General features: G+C 61.6%; 21 protein-coding genes and 1 tRNA gene. 11 read left to right on the top strand and 11 right to left on the bottom strand.

Going from position 1 to position 24,942, the window contains the following annotated elements:
- The first annotated feature begins 92 nt into the window (after window positions 1-92).
- From F6S08_RS01655 to F6S08_RS01645, 3 genes are read left to right on the top strand one after another with little or no spacing between them, the layout of a single operon-like run.
- Window positions 93-1,685, top strand: a complete 1,593-nt coding sequence (locus tag F6S08_RS01655; protein WP_315871193.1) for an ABC transporter permease — start codon at window positions 93-95, stop codon at window positions 1,683-1,685.
- Window positions 1,682-2,497, top strand: a complete 816-nt coding sequence (locus tag F6S08_RS01650; protein WP_065926330.1) for an ABC transporter ATP-binding protein — start codon at window positions 1,682-1,684, stop codon at window positions 2,495-2,497. The genes F6S08_RS01655 and F6S08_RS01650 overlap by 4 nt, the downstream gene beginning before the upstream one ends.
- Before the next feature lie 29 nt (window positions 2,498-2,526).
- The gene (locus F6S08_RS01645) at window positions 2,527-4,137 is read left to right on the top strand and encodes an arylsulfatase (RefSeq protein ID WP_065926329.1); all 1,611 of its coding nucleotides are present in this window, start codon (window positions 2,527-2,529) and stop codon (window positions 4,135-4,137) included.
- Here F6S08_RS01645 and F6S08_RS01640 read toward each other — a convergent pair.
- Complete coding sequence (locus F6S08_RS01640; RefSeq protein WP_137212715.1) at window positions 4,109-5,188, bottom strand: fatty acid desaturase; 1,080 nt, start codon at window positions 5,186-5,188, stop codon at window positions 4,109-4,111. The genes F6S08_RS01645 and F6S08_RS01640 overlap by 29 nt on opposite strands.
- Window positions 5,189-5,289: 101 nt before the next feature.
- On the opposite strand from F6S08_RS01640, the gene F6S08_RS01635 reads away from it, so the two are divergent.
- The gene (locus F6S08_RS01635) at window positions 5,290-6,294 is read left to right on the top strand and encodes an AraC family transcriptional regulator (protein WP_065926327.1); all 1,005 of its coding nucleotides are present in this window, start codon (window positions 5,290-5,292) and stop codon (window positions 6,292-6,294) included.
- Between the two features lie 365 nt (window positions 6,295-6,659).
- Here F6S08_RS01635 and F6S08_RS01630 read toward each other — a convergent pair whose 3' ends face one another.
- Together F6S08_RS01630 and F6S08_RS01625 are read right to left on the bottom strand one after the other, a co-directional pair.
- The gene (locus F6S08_RS01630) at window positions 6,660-7,025 is read right to left on the bottom strand and encodes a response regulator (RefSeq protein WP_065926326.1); all 366 of its coding nucleotides are present in this window, start codon (window positions 7,023-7,025) and stop codon (window positions 6,660-6,662) included.
- Window positions 7,026-7,063: 38 nt separating this feature from the next.
- Window positions 7,064-7,750 carry a Crp/Fnr family transcriptional regulator gene (locus F6S08_RS01625; protein WP_065948537.1) on the bottom strand — a complete coding sequence of 229 codons (687 nt, stop codon included), beginning with the start codon at window positions 7,748-7,750 and terminating at the stop codon, window positions 7,064-7,066.
- 83 nt (window positions 7,751-7,833) lie between these two features.
- Between F6S08_RS01625 and F6S08_RS01620 the strand changes: the two genes are divergently transcribed.
- Complete coding sequence (locus F6S08_RS01620; RefSeq protein ID WP_315871192.1) at window positions 7,834-8,361, top strand: DUF962 domain-containing protein; 528 nt, start codon at window positions 7,834-7,836, stop codon at window positions 8,359-8,361.
- A gap of 126 nt (window positions 8,362-8,487) precedes the next feature.
- Here F6S08_RS01620 and F6S08_RS01615 read toward each other — a convergent pair whose 3' ends face one another.
- From F6S08_RS01615 to dibA, 6 genes are all read right to left on the bottom strand, one after another.
- Window positions 8,488-9,468: a sulfate/molybdate ABC transporter ATP-binding protein gene (locus tag F6S08_RS01615; protein ID WP_065926323.1), complete on the bottom strand. Its 981-nt coding sequence runs from the start codon at window positions 9,466-9,468 to the stop codon at window positions 8,488-8,490.
- Between the two features lie 3 nt (window positions 9,469-9,471).
- The gene (cysW, locus tag F6S08_RS01610; protein WP_065926322.1) at window positions 9,472-10,344 is read right to left on the bottom strand and encodes a sulfate ABC transporter permease subunit CysW; all 873 of its coding nucleotides are present in this window, start codon (window positions 10,342-10,344) and stop codon (window positions 9,472-9,474) included.
- A 13-nt stretch (window positions 10,345-10,357) separates the two neighbouring features.
- The gene (gene cysT, locus F6S08_RS01605) at window positions 10,358-11,176 is read right to left on the bottom strand and encodes a sulfate ABC transporter permease subunit CysT (RefSeq protein WP_027607868.1); all 819 of its coding nucleotides are present in this window, start codon (window positions 11,174-11,176) and stop codon (window positions 10,358-10,360) included.
- Window positions 11,177-11,316: 140 nt separating this feature from the next.
- Window positions 11,317-12,327, bottom strand: coding sequence for a sulfate ABC transporter substrate-binding protein (locus tag F6S08_RS01600; protein WP_053137687.1), 1,011 nt, complete (start codon window positions 12,325-12,327; stop codon window positions 11,317-11,319).
- A gap of 66 nt (window positions 12,328-12,393) precedes the next feature.
- The gene (gene oscA / locus F6S08_RS01595) at window positions 12,394-12,576 is read right to left on the bottom strand and encodes a sulfur starvation response protein OscA (protein WP_003170956.1); all 183 of its coding nucleotides are present in this window, start codon (window positions 12,574-12,576) and stop codon (window positions 12,394-12,396) included.
- A gap of 238 nt (window positions 12,577-12,814) precedes the next feature.
- Window positions 12,815-14,725 carry a phosphodiesterase DibA gene (dibA, locus tag F6S08_RS01590; protein ID WP_065926321.1) on the bottom strand — a complete coding sequence of 637 codons (1,911 nt, stop codon included), beginning with the start codon at window positions 14,723-14,725 and terminating at the stop codon, window positions 12,815-12,817.
- A gap of 166 nt (window positions 14,726-14,891) precedes the next feature.
- On the opposite strand from dibA, the gene desA reads away from it, so the two are divergent.
- The gene (desA, locus tag F6S08_RS01585; RefSeq protein ID WP_315871191.1) at window positions 14,892-16,076 is read left to right on the top strand and encodes a delta-9 fatty acid desaturase DesA; all 1,185 of its coding nucleotides are present in this window, start codon (window positions 14,892-14,894) and stop codon (window positions 16,074-16,076) included.
- A gap of 188 nt (window positions 16,077-16,264) precedes the next feature.
- Entirely contained in the window at window positions 16,265-17,266 is a 1,002-nt protein-coding gene (locus F6S08_RS01580; RefSeq protein WP_065926319.1) for a sensor domain-containing diguanylate cyclase, read from the top strand.
- A gap of 392 nt (window positions 17,267-17,658) precedes the next feature.
- Here the strand turns inward: F6S08_RS01580 and gabT are convergent, their stop codons facing one another.
- Both gabT and gabD read right to left on the bottom strand, forming a co-directional pair.
- On the bottom strand, window positions 17,659-18,936 hold the full coding sequence (gabT, locus tag F6S08_RS01575; RefSeq protein ID WP_065926318.1) for a 4-aminobutyrate--2-oxoglutarate transaminase: 1,278 nt from the start codon (window positions 18,934-18,936) through the stop codon (window positions 17,659-17,661).
- A 182-nt stretch (window positions 18,937-19,118) separates the two neighbouring features.
- A complete protein-coding gene (gene gabD / locus F6S08_RS01570) occupies window positions 19,119-20,561 on the bottom strand; it encodes an NADP-dependent succinate-semialdehyde dehydrogenase (RefSeq protein WP_065948543.1) in 1,443 nt (480 codons plus the stop codon).
- Window positions 20,562-20,935: 374 nt separating this feature from the next.
- Here gabD and F6S08_RS01565 point away from each other — a divergent pair.
- The 4 genes from F6S08_RS01565 to F6S08_RS01550 all read left to right on the top strand — a co-directional run bounded on the left by F6S08_RS01565 (window position 20,936) and on the right by F6S08_RS01550 (window position 24,874).
- Window positions 20,936-21,012 (top strand) — tRNA-Arg (locus F6S08_RS01565).
- A 248-nt stretch (window positions 21,013-21,260) separates the two neighbouring features.
- A complete protein-coding gene (locus F6S08_RS01560; protein WP_137212706.1) occupies window positions 21,261-22,037 on the top strand; it encodes a helix-turn-helix domain-containing protein in 777 nt (258 codons plus the stop codon).
- A 103-nt stretch (window positions 22,038-22,140) separates the two neighbouring features.
- A complete protein-coding gene (locus F6S08_RS01555) occupies window positions 22,141-23,046 on the top strand; it encodes a DMT family transporter (protein ID WP_315871190.1) in 906 nt (301 codons plus the stop codon).
- A gap of 25 nt (window positions 23,047-23,071) precedes the next feature.
- On the top strand, window positions 23,072-24,874 hold the full coding sequence (locus tag F6S08_RS01550; protein ID WP_065948556.1) for a B12-binding domain-containing radical SAM protein: 1,803 nt from the start codon (window positions 23,072-23,074) through the stop codon (window positions 24,872-24,874).
- The last annotated feature ends 68 nt before the right edge of the window (window positions 24,875-24,942 follow it).

Raw genomic sequence — 24,942 nt, 5'->3', positions numbered from 1 at the left:
TTTAAATGGCTTTTCTTATCCCTCAATCATCTTGATTACGTTTTTATAAGATCGAAATCACATAACGCCCTTGGCGACAACGGAGGTCCTCCATGGCCCGAATCTCACTTTTGAGCCTACCGCTCGCGGCTCCCGGCGCCACGCCACGTTGGCCGCTGCACAGTGAACGGCTGTTGCCATGGTTGCTGCCGGTGACGCTGTTTGCGCTGTGGTGGCTGGCCAGCCGCAATCACTGGATGAGCGAGCAGATCCTGCCGCCACCGTCGCTGGTGTGGAGCAGCGCCGTGGAACTGGCCGGCGGCGAGCTGTGGAGCCACCTGGCGATCAGCCTGCAACGCCTGTCCTGGGGGTTGCTGGCGGGCATTGGCGCCGGGGCGCTGCTGGGGGCGGTGTTGGGTTTCAGCGCGCGCGCCGAGCGCCTGGTGTTTCCGACGTTCAGCGCGTTGTCGCAGGTACCGACCCTGGCCTGGATTCCACTGTTCATGGTGTTCTTCGGCATTGGCGAAACCCTGAAACTGGTGGTGCTGGTGAAAGCGATCGTGGTGCCCGTCACCCTGCATACCCTGGTGGGCGTGCGCGACGCCCAACCCCAGTTACGCGAAGCCGCCCGCGTGTTGCGCCTGCCCACGCACCTGTTGATCCGGCGCCTGATCCTGCCTGCCGCGCTGCCCGCCTTTATGGCCGGCGTGCGCCTGGCCCTGGCGGCCGGCTGGACCTCGCTGCTGGCGGTGGAGTTGCTGGCCTCCAGCGAAGGCATCGGCTACCTGATGGTGTGGGCGCGCCAGCTGTTCATGCTCGATATCGTCTTCGTGTGCATCGTGGTCATCGGCGTATTCGGCGTGGTGATGGACCGTGGCATTGGCTGGCTGGACCGCAAATGGGTGCACTGGCCCCACCCGGCCACGGCGCAGATTCGTCGCGGCCCGCGCTATCAAGGCTGGCAGCGCCTGCAACCGTGGTTGCTGCCCCTGCTGTTGCTGGCGCTGTGGCAGGTCGCGACGCAACAAGGCTGGGTCGACACGAACATTCTGGTCAGCCCATGGGTGGTGCTGCACACCACCGTCGCCGGGGTGGTGGATGGCAACCTCAGCGGTGCACTGGGCACCAGCCTGGGGCGAAGCCTGGGCGGGTTGCTGCTCGGTGGCGGCCTTGGCTTTGCCATGGGCCTGTGGCTGGGACTGTCACGGCGCAGTGAGCGGGTACTCGGGCCGACCCTGGCCGCCTTGCGCCAGATCGCGATTTTCGCCTGGGTGCCGCTGCTCACTGCCTGGTTTGGCCTGGGTGAGTTGGCCAAATGGGTGTTTATCGCCCTCGCCGCCTTCTTCCCGTTGTTTATCGCCACCCAACGCAGCGTGCTGAATCTGTCGCCACAGCTCAACGAAGCGGTGCAGGTGTTGCGCCTGAGCCTGTTCCAACGGCTGCGACGCCTGGTACTGCCAGGCGCCGCAGCCGGCATTTTCGCCGGCCTGCGCCTGAGCCTGATCTACGCCTGGCTGGGCACCATCGGTGCGGAATATTTCATGCCGTCCAACGGCGGTATCGGCAGCCTGATGATCGGCGCCCAACAACTGCTGCGCATGGACCTGATCATGAGCGGCATGCTCCTGGTCGGCCTCACCGGCGCGGCCCTCAACCTGATCGGCCAGCGCATCGAAACCCGCGCCACCCGCTGGAGACACGCATGAACGCACCTATCGTCAGCTTCAACCATGTGGGCAAGACCTTCGACGTCGACGGCTTCGAGCTGGAAGCCATCCGCGAATTCAACCTGGAGATTGCCGAAGGCGAATTCGTCGCGATTGTCGGCTCCAGCGGCTGCGGCAAATCCACCCTGCTGCGTTTGCTGGTGGGGCTCGATACGCAGTTTCGCGGCGAGATCCGCGTCGACGGCAAAGCGGTCAGCGGCATCGGCGGCGAGCGCGGCATCGTGTTCCAGGAGCATCGTCTGTTCCCCTGGCTCACCGTGGCGGAAAATATCGGCCTGGGCCTGGTCAACGAGCCACTGAGCGAAGCAGAGCGCAATCGGCGCATCAGCGATTTTATCGAGCTGGTCGGCCTCACCGACTTCACCCGCGCCTATCCGCACCAACTGTCCGGCGGCATGGCGCAACGGGTGGCGATTGCCCGCGGCCTGGTGGCCAGCCCGCGCATTCTGCTGCTGGACGAACCCTTCGGTGCCCTCGACGCCCTGACTCGCCAGCAGATGCAGGACGAACTCCTGGCGATCCGCGCCCGCGCCAAAATCACCACGGTATTGGTGACCCACGATGTGGAGGAAGCGATTTTCCTCGCCGACCGCGTGGTGGTGATGGAGCCCCGGCCGGGGCGGATCAAGCAGGTCGTCGAGATTGCCCTGCCCCACCCGCGCCAGCGCAGCAGTTTCGAATTCCACCAGCTGCGTGAGGAGTTGCTGCATGAACTGACCAGCGACGGCCATTACCAGCCGCCCGCGCGCGAACAGATCCGCGACCTGCCACTGGCGTTTATCGCCTGCTGAAAAACCGCCTGCTGATGAGGAGTGCCTTGATGCCGCAACGTCCCAATTTTCTCGTGATCCTGGCCGATGACATGGGCTTCTCCGACCTCGGTGCGTTTGGCGGGGAAATTTCCACGCCGCACCTGGACGCTCTGGCGCTGAACGGCCTGCGCCTGACCGACTTCCACACTGCCCCGACGTGCTCGCCTACCCGCTCGATGCTGCTCACCGGCACCGACCACCATATCGCCGGTATCGGCACCATGGCCGAGGCACTGACCCCGGAGCTGATCGGCAAGCCCGGCTACGAGGGCTACTTGAATGACAAGGTGGTGGCACTGCCGGAGCTGCTGCGCGAGGCCGGTTATCAGACACTGATGAGCGGCAAGTGGCACCTGGGCCTGACCGCCGAACTGGCGCCCCACGCCCGCGGTTTCGAGCGTTCGTTCTCGCTGCTGCCGGGGGCGGCCAACCACTACGGCTTCGAACCGACCTATAACGACGACACCCCGGGCCTGCTCAAATCCACCCCGGCGCTGTACATCGAAGACGACCGGTTCGTGGAGCAATTGCCCAAGGATTTCTATTCCTCCGATGCCTTCGGCGACAAGCTGCTGCACTATCTCAAGGAGCGCGACCAGGCCCGGCCGTTCTTCGCCTACCTGCCGTTTTCCGCGCCGCACTGGCCGTTGCAGGCGCCTGCGGACATCGTCGAGAAGTACCGTGGCCGCTACGACGCCGGCCCCGAAGTGCTGCGCCTGGAACGCCTGGAAAAACTCAAGGCATTGGGGCTGATCGACGCCAATGTCGAACCCCATCCGTTGATCGAACTGAACACCCAGTGGGCCGCCTTGAGCGACGAACAGCGCCAGGTCTCGGCGCGGGCCATGGAGGTGTATGCGGCGATGGTCGAGCGCATGGACTGGAACATCGGCCGAGTGGTGGATTACCTGCGCCAGCAGGGGCAGTTGGACAATACCTTCATTGTGTTCATGTCCGACAACGGCGCCGAAGGTGCGCTGTTGGAGGCGTTCCCCAAGTTCGGGCCGCAGTTGCTCACCTACCTCAACCAGCATTACGACAACAGCCTGGACAATATCGGCCGCGCCAATTCCTATGTCTGGTATGGCCCGTCATGGGCGCAGGTGGCGACGGCGCCGTCGCGGTTGTTCAAGGCGTTCACCACCGAGGGCGGGATTCGCGTGCCGGCGCTGGTGCACTACCCGCAGTTGTCGCTCAAAGGTCGTATCAGCCATGGTTTCGGCACGGTGATGGACATCACGCCGACCATCCTCGACCTGGCCGGCGTGCGCCATCCGGGCAAACAATGGCGTGGCAAGCCGGTGGCGCCGCTGCGGGGCAAGTCGTGGCTGGGCTTCCTCTCTGGCGAGACCGCCCAGGTGCACGACGACAACACCGTAACCGGCTGGGAACTGTTCGGCCGCCGCGCGATTCGCCAGGGCCAGTGGAAAGCCGTGTACATCCCCGGCCCGGTGGGCCCGGCGACCTGGCAACTGTATGACCTGGGCCAGGATCCCGGCGAAATCCACGACCTGGCCTTGAGTCATCCGGACAAGCTCGCCACGTTGATCGGCCACTGGCAGCAGTACGTCGACGAAACCGGCGTGGTGCTCAGCGCGTCGCCGTTTCAGCCGGATTGAGCCGGGCCTGGGGCGACGCCATGGGCTCAAGCCGATTGGCCCGCGCAAACGTGCCGAAATCATTGAAGCGCACGCCCATCTCGGCCATGACCTTATGTGCCACCTTGGCCGTCATCTGGCGGATGTAGAACGGCTCCTTCACCACAAAATGGTGAATCCCGTGGGTGCTGCCGAAGTTGAAGCAGAACGCCTGCAACGGCCACAGCCACCACGGGTTCAGCACTTGGGTTTGCTGGATCACATTGCCCGGTTCCACATCGCCGTAGTAGTGCATGTTGGAGCTGACAAAGTGCAGGCAAAAGGTGCGCAGCACATTGGGGCCGATGATCACCACGGCGGCGATGTCGATCACCTGCATCATCTGCAAGGTGCCGGTGGACCAGTCGATCGGCGTGCCCAGCAGGCTGGCGATGCCGTTGGCGGCATGGAAGCCGAGGAAGATATACCACGCGCCCCAATGCAGCAGCGCCAAAGGTGCGTAGACCAGCAGCGAGCGCTTGAGGATCTTGAGTTTGTGGCCCCAGGTCTTGGCGCGCAGCATGCGGATAAACGCCGACATCACGTTATCGCCCACCATCAGCAACCGCGCCAGGCCCCAGGGCTCGCCGTTGGTGATCGCACGTTCCTCCATATCGGTCTCGGTGCCGGAGACCTTGTGGTGATTGAGGTGCAGGTGCCGACGGATCCACGGGTTGATGGTACTCGGCCGCGCCAGCCACACCAGGCCCATCATCAGGTTGTGGGCCACGCGCTGTTTACGAAAGTACATGCTGTGGATCAGGTCGTGTTCCAGCTCGTGGGTCAGTGAGGCCAGGAACGCATTGAGCAGCAGGCAGGTCCACCAGGCCATATGACCGCTGATATAGAGCGCCGCCGAGCCCATCATGCCGAGCAAGGCAAAGGCCAGGATACCCGCGCCCAGGGCGTCCTGATGCTGCAACCACGGGTGCCGGCGACGCAAGCGCACGCCTTCGGCGAGCACCACTTCACGGATATGCGCCGAACGCTGTTGCGCGTTCATCTGCTGGGGACTTGCAGAAGTACCGTCCATGCTCCCATCCTCTTATTCATTGAGGGTTACATCCTGCACCAGGGCTTCTTGCAGGACGCTAGCCCCACACGCCAACCTGTTGACCGCAAGCGCCAATCGCCATGACCGAACCGACTTCCCTCGCCAGCTGGACCCGCGCCCTGCGCAAGCAGCTCGATGCCCTGGGCCTCGACAGCGCCGCGCTGTGCGCCCAGGCCGGGCTTGATCCGCAGCAGATGGACGACCCCAACGCGCGTTACCCGCTGTCGGCCACCACGCGCCTGTGGGAACTGGCGGTGCAGGCCAGCGGCGATCCGGCCATCGGGTTGCGGGTGTCGCGGTTTGTCAGCCCGACCACCTTTCATGCGCTGGGTTATGCATTGGTGGCGAGCGGCAGCCTGCGCGAGGTGTTCGAGCGCATCGTGCGGTATCACCAGGTGGTCAGCGATGCCCTGAGCCTGGAACTCAGCGGCGATGGCGAGCGCTACCGCTTTCGCCTGCTGCAACCGCCAGGCAGCCCGGCGCCGGCGCTGGAAGCCATCGATGCGTTTGCCGCGATCTATGTGCGCACGTGCCGCAATCGCCTGGGCCGCGACTATGCGCCGCTGGCGGTTTACCTGCGGCGCCCGCAACCCGCCGACCCCAAGCCCTGGCACACGGTGTTCCGCGCACCGGTGTTTTTCGGCGCCGAGGAAGACCGCCTCGAATTCGCCGCCAGCGATTTCGACAGCCACCTGGACGACGCCAACCCGGAACTGGCCGAACACAACGAAACCGTGCTCAAACGCACCCTGGCGCAACTGCAACCGCTGACCTGGGAGCGCAAGGTGCGCGCGGCCATCGAGGCGCAACTGCCCGATGGCGAGCCGAGTGCCGAGCGGATTGCCCAGGCGCTGCACTTGAGTTTGCGCAGTTTGCAGCGGCATCTGGCGGATGAGGGGTGTCGGTTTGATGCGTTGCTCAATGAGTGTCGCCAGAACTTGGCGTTGCTCCACTTGCGTGATCCACAGTGTTCATTGGCCGAGGTCAGCCATCTGTTGGGATTTGCCGATACCAGCAGCTTTAACCGGGCGTTCAAGCGCTGGACGGGGATGACGCCGGGGCAGTTTCGGGATGGGTTGCGGTAAGGGGATATGTGGGGAGGCTGAAGGTCTCATCGGGGCATGGGTATCTACACAACTTTTCAGCCCCTGACAAATCTCACTGTGGCGAGCGGGCTTGTCCCGCGCTGGGCTGCGTAGCAGCCCCAAAACCAGCCTCTACAGAGTGTCTGATACACCGCGTTCTTCTTTACTGGGGCTGCTACGCAGCCCGGCGCGGGACAAGCCCGCTCACCACAACAGCCCTATCTGCCGGGCGCTCAGTGTTGAGCCCAAGTTGTGTAGATACCTATGCTCATCGGGGGCAAGCCCCCACATTTGAAATGCGTTCTCCTGTGGGAGGGGGCTTGCTCCCGATGGCAATCTTTCAGGCACTACAGTGACGGGATCAATCAGCGACCCCGATCCCGCCGCAACAGTTTCCTGACCCGCATCACCAACCCCTTGGCCTCAAACGGCTTGAGCAGGTAATCATCCTCATGCAGCTCCAAGCCGCGCAGGCGATCTTCAATCCCGCCCGGCGTGGTCAGGAACAACACCGGCGTCTCACCCTTCTGCCGGATGGCCTGCTGCAGCTTCCAGGCATTCAGGCCAGGCAACATCACATCCAGGATCACCAGGTCGTATTCGGCGCTTTCGACAAAGCGCTGCGCCGCCATGCCGTTGGCCGCGACTTCCACGGTGTAGCCGGCCTCGTTCAATCCCCGGGCCATCCGCTGTGCCTCTTCGGATTCATGTTCCACTAACAGCACACGCATAACACACCTCGATTGATCAGGTTTGCAGGCTAACACCCTCAGGTGTGCGCCGCCTCTCGTAGCCGCTGCGCATCGAGGATTTCGATCTCGCCGTAGCCCAGGCGCACGATGCCCTGGGCTTGCAGGTCCTTGAGCAAGGCATTGGTGGTCTGGCGCGACAGGCTCAACATCGCCGCCAGGTCTTCCTGGGGCAGTTGCAGCACGCGTTTTGAAGGCGCCATGTCGCCGTAGCCCTCAACAATCATCAACAGCCGGTGGGCCAGGCGCACCGAAGCGGGCATCAGGCTGAGCTGTTCGAGGCCGATAAAACTCAGGCGCAGCTTCTGGCTCATCAGCAACGCCAGGTCGCGCCAGTAGCAAGGGGATTGATCGAGGATCTTCAGCAGCGCCTGCTGCGGCACCTGCACCAGCGTGCACGGCCCCGTGGCGCAGGCGTCGTGGGTGCGCGGCAAGCCGTCGAACAGGCAGATCTCGCCGAACCAGTAGGGCGCCCCCACCAGGCTCAACAGCGCTTCCTTGCCGTGCTCATTCACCGCACTGACACGCAACGTGCCGTCGAGCACCGCATACAAGCCGCAGGGCGGGTCGCCGCGCTTGAACAGGTATTGACCCGCCGTCAGCTGCCGCAGCCGCGCATGGGCCAGCAGACTATGCTGGAAAGGTACGGGCAGGTGACTGAACCAGTGGCCGACGGCCAACCGGGAGTGCCATTGCGTCGCATCCATGAGAACTCCGAAGATTGTCGCCCAACTGACAGTTAGTCCCAGGTTGACAGGGCATGATCAAACATCCTACAGGAGGAACAACAATGAAAAGCCTCGTCGATCACCTCAGTCAATACGCCGCGTACCACCGCGACCCACGCAATATCGCCAGCCACTTCATCGGCATCCCGCTGATTGTGGTCGCCGTGGCTGTGCTGCTGTCACGCCCCGAATGGGCTGTGGGTGGGCTGTGGCTTTCCCCGGCAGTGATAGTGGCGCTGTTTTCCGCGTGGTTTTACCTGCGGCTTGAACTGGCCCTGGGCGCGCTGATGACGGTGTTGATGGGCTTGTCGGTGTGGGCCGGGCACGTGTTGGCGGCGCAGAGCACGATGGTGTGGCTCAGCAGCGGGGTGGGAATGTTCGTGGTGGGCTGGGTGATTCAGTTTGTCGGGCATTACTACGAAGGCAGGAAGCCGGCGTTTGTGGATGACGTGTCGGGGCTGATTGTGGGGCCGCTGTATGTGGTGGCGGAGGTGGCGTTTTTGCTGGGGTTGCGCCAGGGCTTGAAGCAACAGATCGAAGAGCGCTCGGGGCCAGTGGTTCGACGCGATCTGAAGCCGAGAGAGGCCTGAATGTGGGAGGGGGCTTGCTCCCGATTGCAGTGGGTCAGCAGCAGATAAGCTGGCTGAAACACCGCTATCGGGAGCAAGCCCCCTCCCACATGGAACCTGTTTCACATCGGGATTTTTGTTTGGGGCTCAGGCTTTTTGCCAGACCTTGGGTTTGAAGAACAAGGTCTCGCCGCGAGCCAGGCCGGTCAGGCTGTCGTGGTCCTTCACCACTTCGGCTTCGATCAGCTCACTCTGGCCTTCGACCTTCAAGGTCACCCGCGTGGTCGCGCCCAATGGACGAATATCACGCACTTCAGCCGCGTGATGATCTTCCAGTTCGTGGCGCGACAGCGACACTTCGTGGGGGCGGAACAGCACGTGCCGGTCTTCACCCAGGTGCAGGCGGTTGGAGTCGCCAAGGAAGTGGTAGACGAAATCGCTGGCCGGGTTTTCGTAGACGTCGCCTGGTGAGCCGATCTGCTCGATCACGCCCTTGTTCATCACCACGATGCGGTCGGCGACTTCCATGGCCTCTTCCTGGTCGTGGGTCACGAACACCGAGGTCAGGTTGATGTCTTCGTGCAGGCGCGCCAGCCAGCGGCGCAGTTCCTTACGCACCTTGGCGTCGAGGGCGCCGAAGGGTTCATCCAGCAGCAGCACCTTCGGCTCGACCGCCAACGCGCGGGCCAGGGCGATACGCTGGCGCTGGCCGCCGGAGAGTTGTTCCGGGTAACGGTCGGCCAGCCAGTCCAGCTGCACCATGTTCAGCAGTTCATGAACCTTGGCCGCAATCTGGCTTTCGTTCGGGCGCTGGTTCTTCGGCTTCATGCGCAGGCCGAAGGCGACGTTGTCGAACACGGTCATGTGGCGGAACAGCGCGTAGTGCTGGAACACAAAACCGACGTTGCGATCACGCACGTCGTGGCCGGAGACGTCTTCACCGTGGAACACGATGCTGCCGTCATCCGGGGTTTCCAGGCCGGCGATGATGCGCAGCAAGGTGGTCTTGCCGCAGCCGGAAGGCCCAAGCAAGGCCACCAGCTCGCCACTCTGGATATCCAGGTTGATGCTGTCCAGGGCCTTGAAGGCGTTGAAGTTCTTGCTGACGTTACGGACTTCGATCGACATGACTTATTCCTCAGCCGCACTGGCGCGCAGGCGATTAATACGGTTCTCGCTCCACTGCTTGAGCAGCAGGATGAAGAGCGCCAGGATCAGCAGCAGACTCGCCACCGCAAACGCGGCAACGTGGTTGTATTCGTTGTAGAGAATCTCGACGTGCAGCGGCAAGGTGTTGGTCACGCCGCGAATATGGCCGGACACCACCGACACCGCGCCGAACTCCCCCATGGCCCGCGCGGTGCACAGCACCACGCCGTAGATCAGGCCCCATTTGATATTCGGCACGGTGACATGCCAGAACATCTGCCAGCCATTGGCGCCCAGCAGGCGTGCGGCCTCTTCTTCCTGGGTGCCCTGCTCCTGCATCAGCGGGATCAGTTCGCGGGCGACGAACGGCACGGTGACGAAGATGGTCGCCAGTACGATGCCGGGCAAAGCGAACACGATCTGGATGTCATGCTCCTGCAACCAAGGGCCAAACAGGCCCTGGGCGCCGAACATCAGCACGTAGACCAGGCCGGCGATCACCGGGGAGACCGAGAACGGCAGGTCGATCAGCGTCACCAGGATGCTCTTGCCACGGAACGAGTACTTGCTCACGCACCAGGCCGCACTGACGCCGAATACCAGGTTGAGCGGCACTGAAATCAGCACGGCGATCACCGTGAGTTTCAGTGCGGACAACGCGTCCGGTTCAAGGATTGCGGTGAAAAACGCCCCGAGGCCGTTCTTCAAGCCCTGGGACACCACGATAAACAGCGGCAGCAGCAGGAACAGGAAGAACACCAGCCAGCCCAGGCTGATCAGGATGCGCCGGGAAACAGCGCTGCCACGGCGGGCTGCGTTGGCCGAGGATGCCGCGGAAATAGACGATTGGGACATGTTCCGCGCCTCCTTATGGACGTTCGATGCGCCGCTGCAACAAGTTGATCAGCAGCAGCAGGACAAAGGAAACCACCAGCATCAGTACGCCAATGGAGGTGGCGCCGCGGTAGTCGTACTGGTCGAGCTTGACCATGATCAGCAGCGGCAGGATCTCGGTTTTCATCGGCATGTTGCCGGCGATGAAAATCACCGAACCGTACTCACCGACGCCACGGGCAAACGCCAGGGCGAAACCGGTCAGCCAGGCGGGCAGCAGCGCGGGGACGAGGATGTAGCGGAACACCTGCAACGGCTTGGCGCCCAGGCAGGCGGCGGCTTCTTCGATTTCCCGGGGGATATCCGCGAGTACCGGCTGCACCGTGCGCACCACGAACGGCAGGGTCACGAAGGTCAGCGCCAGGGTGATGCCCAAGGGGCTGTAGGCGATCTTGAAGCCCAGGTCGGCGGCGAACTGGCCCACCAGGCCGGTCGGCGTGTACAGCGCAGTCAGGGCAATACCGGCCACGGCGGTGGGCAGGGCGAACGGCAGGTCGATCATCGCATCGATGATCTTGCGGCCGGGGAAGGTGTAGCGCACCAGCACCCAGGCCAGCAGCGTGCCGATCACGCCGTTGATCAGGGCGGCGTACAGCGCGGTGCTGAAGCTCAGCTTCAACGCCGCCAGCACACGGGGTGCGGAGATGATGTTCCAGAACTGATCCCAGGTGAGTTGAGCGGCGTGTACGAACATCGCCGCGAGGGGGATGAGTACGATCAGGCTGAGGTACACCACGGTGTAGCCCAGCGTCAGCCCGAAGCCGGGTATGACGGGGGAAATACGACGCGACATAAGAGTCCTTGGTTAAAGGTAGAAACCACTGTAGGAGCGAGCTTGCTCGCGAAGACCTCAAGGGCACCGCGCTCATTCAGAATGCCCGCGTCATCGTTGACGATCTTCGCGAGCAAGCTCGCTCCTACCGGTACTTTGGCTTACTGCGCCGTGTAGATCTGGTCGAACACGCCACCGTCGTTAAAGAATTTCGGCTGGGCAGTTTTCCAGCCGCCGAAGTCTTTGTCGATAGTCACCAGGTCCAGTTTCGGGAACTGCTGGGCGTATTTGGCGGCCACTTTTGCATCCCGTGGGCGGTAGAAGTTCTTCGCCGCAATCTCCTGGCCAGCCGGGCTGTACAGGTGCTTGAGGTATTCAGTGGCGATCTCGGTGTTGCCCTTTTTCTCGGCGTTCTTGTCGACCACGGCCACCGGCGGCTCCGCAAGGATCGACAGGGACGGCACGACGATGTCGAACTTGTCGGCGCCGCCGTCTTCTTTCAGGGCCAGGAACGCCTCGTTTTCCCAGGCCAGCAACACGTCGCCCTGACCGTTGTTGACGAAGGTAATGGTCGAACCGCGCGCGCCGGTGTCGAGGATCGGCACGTGCTTGAACAGCTCCTTGACGTATTCCTGGGCCTTGGCTTCGCTGCCACCGGATTTCAGGCCGTAGGCCCAGGCGGCAAGGAAGTTCCAGCGCGCACCGCCGGAGGTTTTCGGGTTAGGCGTGATCACGGAAACGTCTTTCTTGATCAGGTCGCCCCAATCCTTGATGCCTTTAGGGTTGCCCTTGCGCACCAGGAACACGATGGTCGAGGTGTATGGGGTGCTGGCGTCCGGCAGGCGGGTCTGCCAGTTTTCCGGCAGGGTCTTGCCCAGCTTGGCGATTTCGTCGATGTCACCGGCCAGGGCCAGGGTCACCACGTCGGCGCGCAGGCCGTCGATCACTGCCCGGCCTTGCTTGCCCGAACCACCATGGGATTGCTGGATCTTGACGTTATCGCCGGGGTGGGACTGTTTCCAGAAGTTGGTGAACTCAGCGTTGTAGTCCTGGTACAGCTCACGGGTAGGATCGTACGAAACGTTGAGCAACTCGTAGTCCTTGGCAACCGCGGAACCGGCAAACACGGCGCTGGCCAGGGCGGCCAGGGCATAACGGCGAATCGACGACATAGAAGCTCCTGAAAATTCTGGGTGTTGGCTTTTTCTTATAGTGACGGGGTCTATCGCCGTTATTGCTTAGCTCGGTTTGTTACCCGGGTTCTGCAAACGGAATTTTTCCTTGCGTTCGATCTGTACCACTTGAGCGTTGTGCACAGTGATTTCCACCGCGCCAAACCGCAGATCGCGCAAGGCGCTCTGGATCTCGCGCAAAATGGCTGCTTCGTCCTGGCCGTCGACGCTACGTAGAGATGCGCTCATGGTCTCGCTCCTGAAATGAATAGTGCCTCGCAGTGGCGGCACTGCTTGCGGCGTAGGGCGATAGTAGATAAGCGCGGATATTCTTAAAAATACTATTTAAGAATGTTTATATAACCAGAAAGAATTTTCTGGCAGGACGTGGGGTTGCGCGCTTGTTTTGCGCCCAAGCGCTGAAATAACGCCTTGTGAATATCCAAATGTGGGAGGGGGCTTGCCCCCTCCCACATTTGAATGCATTTCAAGGCTGGAGAGTGGGTGCGCAGTTCCAATCAATCTCGTCCGCCGGCATCGGCCGCCCAAACCAGTACCCCTGGCCCATATCGCAGTGCTGCTCCAACAAGAACCGCGCCTGCTCCACCTGTTCGATCCCCTCGGCATGCACCTGCATGCCCATGCTTTTCGCCAGGGCGATCACCACCCGCACAATGGCGGCATCGTCTTCGTCCCACGGCAGCCCGGCGACAAAGCCCTGGTCGATCTTGAGTTTCTGCACCGGCAGGCGCTTGAGGCGCAGCAGGGAGGAATAGCCGGTGCCGAAGTCATCGATGGCCAGGCGCAAGCCCAGTTCGCGCAGGCGGTGCAGTTGTTCCAGGGCCACTTCGGGGTCGTCCATCACCGCGCTTTCGGTGACTTCCAACTCCAGGAAGGCCGGATCCAGACCGGTATCGTGCAGCACCTGGGCGACTTGATCGTAGAGTTCGCGCCGGGCAAACAGGCGGCTGGATACATTGATTGCAATAAAGCTCAGCGGCGCGCCGTCGGCCAGCCATCGGCACATCTGTCGGCAGGCCTGGTCCATCACCCATCCATCGATCTCGGCAATCAACCCGGTGCGTTCGGCGATGGGGATGAAATCACCCGGCGGCACCAGGCCACGCTCGGGGTGTTGCCAGCGCACCAGTGCTTCGACGCCGATCAGGCGGCTGGTGTGCAAGTCGTGCACCGGTTGGTAGTAGACGCGCAACTCCTGCTGTTCGAGGGCGCGGCGCAGTTCGCTGGCGATTTCCACCCGGTTCTGCGCATGGGCGGTGAGTTCTTCGGTGTACAAGGCGTAGCCTTCGCGGCCCACGCTTTTAGCCTTGAAGAGCGCGGAATCGGCGTTGCGCAACAATTGCTCGGCGCTCAGGGCATCATTGGGGAACAGGCTGATGCCAATGCTGGCGCTGATAAACAGCTGATGGCCGTCAAAGATGAACGGCTGCTTCATCACATCCAGCATGCGCTGTGCCAAAGCCGCCGCCTGCACCACCTGTGAGCAGTTTTCCGCGAGCACCGCGAACTCATCCCCGCCCAGGCGCGCCAGGGTCACGCCGGGGCCGAACAGCGCCTTGAGCCGCTCGCCCACCAGCTTGAGCAACTGGTCGCCCACATTATGGCCAAGGCTGTCGTTGATGATCTTGAAGTGATCCAGGTCCAGCAACAGTAGGGCGCAGCCGCGCTTGTGGAGTTGCGCCGAGGCCAGCGCCTGCTCGGCACGGTCGGTGAACAGCAGGCGGTTGGGCAGGTCGGTCAGCGGGTCGTGGTGGGCCAGGTGGGCCAGTTCGTGCTCGGAATCCTTGATGGCGCTGATGTCGGAAAACACCGCGACGTAATGGCTGATATGGCCCAGGTCATCGTGAATCACGCGAATGGTTTGCCACTGTGGATAAATCTCACCGCTTTTGCGCCGATTCCAGATTTCACCGCTCCATTCACCGGTGTGTTCCAGGGTCTGGAACATCTGTTGATAGAAATTCGACGAATGGCGACCGGACTTGAACAGGCTCGGCTGCCGGCCCATGACGTCTTCGCACTGGTAGCCGGTGATTTCCATGAAGGCCCGGTTCACATGCACGATCAGGCCCTTGGCGTCGGTGACCAACACCCCTTCGCGGGTGCAATCGAACACGGCAGCAGCCTGGCGCAGGCGCTCGCGGTTCTCTTTCAAGGGTTGCTGCTGGTCGGCCCGGGCAGATCGGGCACAGATCAGGTAGATCAACCAGGCACTGAGCGCGACCCACACATAACCGCGCACCTGCAACCACCGGTGCAGGTCGGTCGGATTATCGAGAAACTCGATCAATACCCGATGAGTGAGGCCTATCCAGACGCTCGAAGCCAGCAGGTATACCAGCCCAGCACGCAGGGCTCCTCGGTATGAAAACAGCATATGCCCAGTAATCCTTACTAAAAGCCCAGAATCGTCCTACAAAGAATGGGGATTATAGGATATGTAACATCTCGTAAGTCTTATCTGAAAGGGCCGCTGGTTTTCTCTGTAGGCTTAGTGATAATGCGTGTGCTGTTCTTTTCTTTATCTGAGGGCCATACAGCCTATGTGGTACAACGGTTTTCTTGACTTGTCGGCCTGGCAACTGGTGGCAGTCACCCTGTTGATGACCCACGTGACCATCGTTGGGGTCACGGTCTATCTGCACCGCTATTCAGCCCATCGCTCCCTGGAGCTCAATGCCGGCCTGAAACACTTCTTCCGCTTCTGGCTGTGGCTGACCACGGCGCAGAACACCCGCGAGTGGACCGCCATCCACCGCAAGCACCACGCCAAGTGCGAGACCGTCGACGACCCGCACAGCCCGGTGATCAAGGGCCTGTCCACCGTATTGCGCAAAGGCGCCGAGCTGTACCGTGCCGAGGCCGAAAACCCCGAGACCCTGCGCATCTACGGCAAGAACTGCCCGGACGACTGGATCGAGCGCAAGATCTACACTCCTTATCCGCTGCTGGGTGTGGCGATCATGAGCGTGATCGACCTGCTGCTGTTCGGCGCCATCGGCATCACCATCTGGGCAATCCAGATGATGTGGATTCCGTTCTGGGCCGCCGGCGTGATCAATGGCCTGGGCCACGCCGTGGGCTACCGCAACTTCGAATGCCGTGACGCCGCCACCAACCTGGTGCCGTGGGGCATCATCGTCGGCGGCGAAGAGCTGCACAACAATCACCACACCTACCCCAACTCGGCCAAGCTGTCGGTGAAGAAGTGGGAATTCGACCTGGGCTGGGCATGGATCAAGGTGTTCAGCTTCCTGCGCCTGGCCAAGGTGCAGCGCGTGGCACCGATTGCCCACCGCGTGGAAGGCAAGGGTCACCTGGACATGGACACCGCCATGGCGATCCTCAACAACCGCTTCCAGATCATGGCCCAGTACCGCAAGTTGGTGATCGGCCCGTTGGTCAAGCAGGAGCTGGAAAAAGTCGATCACTCGGTGCGCCACCAGTTCCACCGCGCCAAACGCCTGCTGTCGCGGGAAACCAGCCTGCTGGATGACCGCCACCACCTGCGTATCCAGAGCATGCTGGAACACAGCCAGGCGCTGAAAGTGATCTACGAAAAACGCCTGGCGCTGCAGCAGATCTGGCTCAAGACCAGCTCCAACGGCCACGACATGCTCGCCGCCATCAAGGAATGGGTGCACGAGGCCGAAGCCAGCGGCATCCAGTCCCTGCGGGATTTTGCCCACCAATTGAAGACCTATTCGCTGCGTCCTGCGGCGGTCTGACAGTCGCGTGGGAGGGCTTGCCCTCCCACCCATCAGCTTTTTGGCGCCATTTCTCGGACACCGTCAATCGAGCCTGTTGACGGAACTTCACTGCAATTCGCCTCTCTCAATGAACACTTCGCCATCATGGTGGCCCCTTGTAGTGACCGCTGCTCGATCTTGCGGCGCGCCCAGAGAGAGTTGTGCCGATGGTTCTCGAAAAGCCCTTCACCGCCGACAGCCCTACCGCTGACCCTCCGCGTCCGGCCGCGGCAGCAACCCTGCTGGCACTGGTACATGCCCAGGGCGAAGTCGAGCGACTGAGTGAGCGCGAACAATTGCTCAGTTCTCTGCTGGTCAGCGTAAACGCCGTGCTGTGGGCCATAGATTGGCAAACCCGCCGCGTGCTCTACGTGAGCCCGGCATACGAGCGGATTTTTGGACGTTCCGCCGGCCTGCTGCTGGCCGACCACCGCGAATGGCGCAACAGCATTCACCCCGAAGACCTCGACTACGCCGAACACAGCCTGGCGCGCGTGCTGGAGCAGGGAGCCGTGGAAGACCGCGAGTACCGCATCATCACCGCCGACGGGCAGATCCGCTGGCTGAGCGACAAGTGCTACATCAACCAGCAGGTCGAACCCGGCGAGCCGGTGATCGTCGTCGGCATGGCCGAAGACATCACGGAAAAAAAACAGCTGGAACTGGAGCTGCACCGTCTCGCCACCACCGATGTGCTGACCCAGAGCAGCAACCGCCGACACTTCTTCGAATGCGCCAACCAGGCCTTCGACAGCGCCTGCGCCCAAGGCGCGCCGCTGGCCTTCCTGCTGCTGGACATCGATGACTTCAAGGACGTCAACGACACCTACGGCCACCTGGAGGGCGACCAGGTGCTGCGGCGTATCGCCGAGAGCGGTCGCGGGGTCCTGCGCCGTGGCGACCTGTTCGGGCGCATTGGCGGCGAAGAGTTCGCGGCCGTTCTGCCGGGTTGCGCGCCGGAGATGGCGCTGCAAGTGGCTGAGCGCCTGGGCAGGGAGATCCAGGAACTGAGTTTCAGCTATGAAGGCCAGGCGTTCAGCGTGACCATCAGCCAGGGCCTGGCCAGCCTGACCGAGGAAGACTCCACCCTGGACAGCCTGTTCGCCCGCGCCGATGCCGCCATGTATGAGGCCAAGCGCCTGGGCAAGAATCGCGTCATCGCTGGCTGAATGCAGATCACTGTGGGAGGGGGCTTGCCCCAATGCCGGTCAGTTAAGGGACAGAACGGACAACCCGTCACCTGTGGCGAGCGGGCTTGTCGAATCGTCTCTCCGCCCGCGTTGGGCTGCGCAGCAGCCCCAAAACCAAGCGCAGAGGAGTGCCTGATACACCGCATTTTGTCTTTATTAGGAGCGCTTCGCACCCCAGCGCGGGACAAGCCCGCTCACCACAAGAATGCGGTTGCCTGAAATTGTTTATGCAAGACTCAAGATTTTAGAGTGAATTTTTTTACCCTTTAAAATCAGTAAGTTATTTTAAATTTGATAAGAGCTGGCTTGCTTCTGACGCACAAAAAAACCCGCCGAAGCGGGTTTTTCTTATCGATCAGGCCAACTGCCGCTTACAGCTCGGAGAAGCACTCTTCGATGATCGCCAAGCCTTTGTCCAACTGCTCGTCCGGCGAGGTCAGCGGCACCAGTACGCGCAACACGTTGCCGTAGGTGCCGCAGGACAGCAGGATCAGGCCCTTGTCACGCGCCTTGGCCACCACGGCGGCAACGGCTGCGGCGTTTGGCTTGTGGCTGTCGCCGTCTTCGAACAACTCGACCGCGATCATCGCGCCCAGGGCACGCACGTCACCGATCACCGGGTACTTGGCTTGAATCGCCTTGAGGCCAGTCACCAGGCGCTCGCCGACAGCCTTGCAGCGGTCCAGCAGGTGCTCTTCCTCAAACACGTCCATCACCGCCAGCGCAGCGGCGCAAGCGATCGGGCTACCGGCGTAGGTGCCGCCCAGGCCACCTGGGGCAATGGCGTCCATGTATTCGGCCTTGCCGCACACACCGGCCAGCGGGAAACCGCCAGCGATGGATTTGGCGAAGGTGGTCAGGTCGGCGGCAACGCCCATCTGTTCCATGGCGAAGAAGGTACCGGTACGGCCGGCACCGGTTTGCACTTCGTCGGCGATCAGCAGGATGCCGTGCTTGTCGCACAGTTCGCGCAGGCGCTTCATGAACGGCTTCGGCGCGACGTAGAAACCGCCTTCGCCTTGGACCGGCTCGATGATGATGGCGGCAATATCACGCGGCTCGGCATCGTTCTTGAAGATGCGTTCGATGCTGGCGATGGAGTCGTCGTCGCTGACACCGTGCAGTTCGTTCGGGTACAGCGCGCGGAACACGCCGCCGGGCATCAGGCCCATGCCGGCCGAGTAAGGCACGACTTTACCGGTGAGACCCAGGGTCATCATGGTACGGCCGTGGTAGGCGCCGGTGAAAGCGATCACGCCGGCACGGCCAGTCGCGGCACGGGCGATTTTCACGGCGTTTTCAACGGCTTCGGAACCGGTGGTGACCAACAGGGTTTTCTTGGCGAAATCGCCGGGGACCTTGGCGTTCACTTTTTCGCACACTTCGACGTACGGCTCGTAGGCCAGTACCTGGAAGCACGTGTGGGTCAGCTTGTTCAACTGTTCGGTCACGGCGGCGATGATTTTCGGGTGCACGTGGCCGGTGTTCAGCACGGCGATACCGCCGGCGAAGTCGATGAATTCGCGACCTTCAACGTCGGTCACGGTGGCGTTCTTCGCGGATTCGGCGAAGATCGGGTGAATCTGGCCAACACCGCGCGGTACAGCGGCTTCGCGGCGTTTCATCAGGGAAGCGTTGGTTTTGCTCATAAAGTCCTCATTCGCCACTCATCGGGTGGCGTTGTTCAAGGAATACGTGGCGGGGAGGCAACTACGGCAGCATGCGATGATCGACTGCCACAGCTTTCCCGGCCACTACGAATAACGATGTGAAACACGCAAAGGGTCAGCGCTCTCGTGCCCTTTGCGTTTGCTGCAATCTCTTACGGGGCTTAGATGCCCAGGCAGAGGTATTTGATTTCCAGGTAATCCTCGATCCCGTACTTGGAGCCTTCACGGCCCAGGCCCGAAGCCTTGATGCCGCCGAACGGCGCCACTTCGTTGGAGATCAACCCGGTGTTGACGCCGACCATGCCGTATTCCAGGGCCTCGGCCACACGGAACACACGGCCCAGGTCGCGGGCGTAGAAGTAGGAAGCCAGGCCAAACTCGGTGTCGTTGGACATCGCGATCACTTCGGCTTCGTCCTTGAAGCGGAACAGCGGCGCCAGCGGGCCGAAGGTTTCTTCCTTGGCGACGGCGGCGTTTTTCGGCACGTCGACCAGGATGGTCGGTTCAAAGAAGTTGCCTTCCATGACCTTGCCACCGGCCAACAGCTTGGCGCCTTTGCTCAGGGCGTCGGCGATGTGTTCCTGGACCTTGGCCACGGCTTTTTCGTCGATCAGCGGGCCGGTGGTGGTGCCTTCTTCCAGACCGTTGCCGATCTTCAATTTGGCCACCGCGACTTTGAGTTTTTCGGCGAACGCGTCGTACACCGAATCCTGGATGTACAGGCGGTTGGCGCAGACGCAGGTCTGGCCGTTGTTGCGGTACTTGGAGATGATCGCGCCTTCGACGGCCTTATCCAGGTCCGCGTCGTCGAACACGATGAATGGCGCGTTGCCGCCCAGCTCCAGGGAAACTTTCTTGATGTCCTTGGCGCATTCGGCCATCAACTGGCGACCGATTTCGGTCGAGCCGGTGAAGGACAATTTGCGCACGATCGGGTTGCTGGTCAGCTCGCCGCCGATGTCGCCAGCGCTGCCGGTGACCACGCTCAGCACGCCTTTCGGGATACCGGCACGGTGCGCCAGCTCAACCAGGGCCAGGGCCGAGAACGGCGTTTGCGAAGCCGGCTTGATCACCATGGTGCAACCGGCGGCCAGGGCCGGGCCAGCTTTACGGGTGATCATCGCGGCCGGGAAGTTCCACGGGGTGATGGCGGCGGTCACGCCGATAGGCTGCTTGATCACGATCAGGCGCTTGTCGGGCTGGTGGCCGGGGATCACGTCGCCATAGATGCGCTTGGCTTCTTCGGCGAACCACTCGATAAAGGACGCGGCGTAGACGATTTCGCCCTTGGCTTCGGCCAATGGCTTGCCTTGTTCCAGGGTCATCAGGCGACCGAGGTCGTCCTGGTTTTCGATCAACAGCTCGAACCAACGGCGCAGCTTGTTGGCGCGCTCCTTGGCGGTCAGTGCACGCCAGGCCGGCAGCGCCTTGTCGGCGGCTTCGATGGCGCGGCGGGTTTCCGCGGCGCCCATCTTTGGCACGGTGCCGATAATCTCGCCCGTGGCCGGGTTGTTGACCTTGATGGTCGATCCGTTGTCCGCATCCACCCAAGCGCCATCGATAAAGGCCTGCTGGCGGAACAACTGGGAATCTTTGAGCTGCATGTCGGCTTTCCTTAACAGCACCGCGCGCGCGCGGAGCGAATTAGAGTTGTTGAAAGGCGCCTTGTGGGCTGCCGTCAGGGAAATCAGCCCCCGCGCGCGCGATCAGTGAATAGCGCACGCACGAGAGACAGAGCGTTTGAAATCTCAAACGAATCCTAGGATCAATGGGGGTACAGGGCAATAGTCTGTTCGAAAAAAAGAACGAAAACGGCGCATTTGCCGGACTTTTCTGATCAGCGTGATTCGAGCGCGTTCCGCCGTGTTGACCAACGGCGCCCGGCGCAGGGCCTCCGCGCGGCAAATGCCTACGTTTGAACGGCCAAAGACCGGCATGGACGCCCAAGGTCGACATGGGTATGATGTCGCCCGCACAAGCATCCGTAGCTCAGCTGGATAGAGTACTGCCCTCCGAAGGCAGGGGTCGTGGGTTCGAATCCCGCCGGGTGCACCATATAGCAGTCTCGGGCTGTCTCAGACAGTCTACGAAACACCCCAAGAAGCCCGCCCTGTGCGGGCTTTCTTGTTTCTGACGGTCCGTGCCCCCCCTGTCGCGCCTTTTAATCACACGCCTTAACGTCCTCATAAACACAACCCCCAAGCCCAGCAACACCCCCCCAGTCAAACTCCCCCCTAAATACAATCTGGCATCCAAACACAACAGTAACGTACGCTAACCCCCTCACCCCCGGAGACTCACGGATGAGCACCACCACCCCCCAATCGCTCTCCCTCTCATTGCGCTCTTACTCAGGTCAGGTCGAGCTTCACCAGCATGACTTCCATCAAATCGTCCTCCCTCAATCCGGGTCGATGGAGATTGAGGTCGACGGACGAGGCGGCAAGGTCGATGCAAGCCAGGGGGTGGTGATTTCTGCTGGGGCCCGGCATACCTTCCTGGCCAACACCCATAACCGTTTCCTGGTGCTGGACGTCTCGACCGAGCGTGGCGAGGCGCAGAAGGGTACGGTTGCGTCATTTGACCCACTCAACGACAAGCGCTTTTTTGCGGTCAGGCCCGATATACGGCATTTGCTCGATTACGCCAGTTGCAACGGGCCACAGTTGGTCGGCTCGCTCGCGATGGCCGAGTCCTGGAGTCGGTTGCTGTTGTGTTCGTTATTGCAGCCCGAGGTTGCGCGGAGCGATCCCGGTCAGTTCATTCTTGCTCGCGCGCTGGCCTACATCGAGCAGCACTTGGGCACGGCCCTGACGGCGCATGATATTGCGCGTTATGCGGGCACCAGTGAGCGGCGCTTGTATGTGCTGTTTGGGCAGCACCTGAACACAACGCCGTTCTCGCATATCGCGAACTTGCGCCTGAATCTGGCCATTGACCTGCTGCGCCAAACGTCTATGTCGATCATTGATATTGCGCATCGCGCCGGGTACGCCGACCAGAGTGCGTTAACCCATGCCCTGAAGAAAGCCCGCCATCTGACGCCGGCTGTGGTGCGTAAACAAGGGCGAGATCACTGAAAAAACAGCAGTCCCGAACAATTCTTCGGCGGGCCTGATCAATACTCGCTCTCTCGACCTTTCTATTGTTCCCGCTTGAGGATTATCCGCAGACGGGGCTTGCATGAGCACTTCCAACCCATCCATCACCCTTGCCAAGGGCACCGCCAGTGCGACGCTGATCGGGGTGATTGCCGTTTTTTTGTGGGCGTGCCTGGCGCTTCTGACCACCTTGACCGCCGGGATCCCGGCCTTTCAGTTGCTGGCTTTGAGCTTCGCGGTCGCGTTCGTGGCCAGCCTGTGCGTGCTGGGGCTGCGTGGCGCAGCAGGGTTCAGCAGTTGGCGCCAGCCCTGGTCTGTGTGGGCGACGGGGTTTGCCGGGATCTTCGTCTATCACGCGTTGTATTTCTTTGCCCTGAAGGCCGCGCCTGCGGCTGAAGCCAGCCTGATTGCCTACCTGTGGCCGCTGCTGATCGTGCTGCTGTCGAGCTTTGCCACCGGCGAGTCGCTGCGCAAGCGCCAGCTGTTGGGCGCCTTGCTCGGCCTGGCGGGGACGGCCTTCATCATGCAGCTGCGGGCCCGGAGTGACAGTGCGTCGATGCCGGTGATCGGTTACGCCGCCGCCTTTGCGTGTGCCTGGGTCTGGGCGATTTATTCGGTGTTCAACCGGCGGTTCAGCCATGTTCCGAGCAGCATAGTCGGGGGTATTTGCGGGCTGGTGGCTGTGGCCGGGGGGCTCTGCCACCTGGCGTTCGAAACCACGGTGCGGCCTGAGCCGGGCCAGTGGGCGGCGATCATTGCCCTGGGTTTGGGCCCGGTAGGCCTGGCTTTTTTCGCCTGGGACCACGCGACCAAGCACGGAAACCTATCGATGCTGGGCGCCCTGTCTTACCTGGCGCCGCTGTTCTCCACACTGCTGCTGATTGCCGTGGGGCAAAGCGATGCCAAGCCGATCTTGATGATTCCCGCGGTGTTGATCATTACGGGGGCGGTCATCGCCACTTCACGCTCACGCACGACCTCGCGTTGATCTCGACGGGTAAGGAGACAGGGAAATGAACTTGATAGCTTCGCAGGGAACCCTGAGGATCGAGAGCGACGGGCCGAGTTTTTCAGTCGCGCCCACGCGGCCCTTGCTCAGTCATCTGGGAAAGCCATCGTTGCAGAACAGCCGAACCGGCATCCGCCGTCGCGCCCATGGCGAGGCGCCTCGTGTGCTGCTGTTTGTGCCGCCCTACACACGCCTGATCGAGCCCACGTCGCACGACAGCGCATTTGCCCGCATCGGCATTGATACGTTCGAAGTGATGAAGCGTGCCGGTACGCCTATCGGCCTGTTGCGCATCGCCACGGTGGCCCGGCGGGCCGGTTATGACGTGCAGATTGTCGATTCGCCCTTTGCCGGCTGGTCCCAGGAGCACAGCCTGGTCAAGGTCGACCAAGGGCATCTGATCCGCTACGGCCTGACCGATACGCAGATACGCGAGATCATCGAAACCGCGCAGCCCGATATTGTCGGGATCCAGTGCAACTACACCGTGCAATGGGGCAATGCACGGGCGTTGGCCGAGCTGGTGAAAACCCTCGATCCCAACCTGGTGCTGGTCACTGGCGGCGCTCACTCCAGTGGTGACTGGAAGAACGCACTGCTGGATTCGGCCTTCGACTTCGCGCTGATCAATGAAGCTGACCGCGCCTTTACCCTGCTGCTCGATGCCTTGACTCACGAAGGCACAGACATCAATGCCGTACCTGGGGTGGCGTACCGCGACAGCCGGGCGCAACTGATCCGGCCCACCCAGAAGTCCAGCTACCTGAGCATCATCCCCAAGCGGCAGGACCTCGAGGAGCGGCTCGGCGTCATGCCCTTGCCGGACTTCAGCTTTCTGGACATGAAGCATTACCTGCAGCCTTATCACTCCTCAGGAGCGCGCGTACGCAAGCATGGCGCCTGGGCGCAGATATTCTCCACGATTGGCTGCAACGTGAACTGTAACTTCTGCTACATCCCGAAAATCAACGGTCCTTGGCGTGCACTTGGCCTGGACTGGTTTGACCTGCACCTGGCCGATCTGGTGAAACAGGGGGTCACTGAAGTGCTGATCGAGGACGATCACCTGATGCATGACCCGTTGTATGCGATGGAGGTTGGCAAGCTCCTGAAAAAACATGACTTGCCCTGGGTCGAAGAAGGCGGGTTGAGCCTTTTCAACCTGATCCTGCTGCATTTGGGCGAACGCTTCATCGACCAGATGGATGAGAAGGAGCGCAAGAACCCGCAATATCGCAATGTGATCGAGGCAGTAAAAGGCGGGCTCACGGCCAGGAAGTTCATTCGCTCGATTGCCGAAAATGGCTGCTACAACATCTACCTCGCGGTGGAGAGCGCGAACGAAGACAGCCTGGTCAATTCCAACAAATCCCGACTTAACGCAATTCAGCACTCGACGTTCGAGCTCATCGAGATTTTTACCGAGCACGGCATTCAGGTTACCGGCGGGTTCATGCTGGGGTTCGTCAACCCCCCCGGCGGACCTGGGCAAAAGCCTTTTGTAGAGAGCCTGGAGCTGATCGACCGCACCATCGATTACGCGGTCAACCTCATGGGCGCCGGCATGGCGTATGCCAACCCGTTTATCGTCACGCCGATTCCCGGGACGTCGATGTGGGAATACCAGCAGCAGTATGTGGTGCGTCACTACGACAACGGTTGGTCCCATGAAAAAGCCACGATGGCGACCGACCAATGGAGCGCCGAGGACATCGAGAAAGCACGCATGGAGTTACTGGTTCGGGCCAACGGCGCTGATCGTGTCCGGGAGATGGTGCGTCGCGGCACCTGGCCCGTGGATGCGTGATTGAAGGCCGCCGGATGCGAGGATTTTTAGCGTCATACCGACAATCCTGCCCCCACTTCCCTCCTCAG

Origin of the sequence: Pseudomonas sp. JV449, assembly GCF_032424295.1 — a bacterium.
Classification (GTDB): Bacteria; Pseudomonadota; Gammaproteobacteria; order Pseudomonadales; family Pseudomonadaceae; genus Aquipseudomonas; species Aquipseudomonas marginalis.
This window is presented reverse-complemented; position numbering and strand designations above follow the sequence as displayed.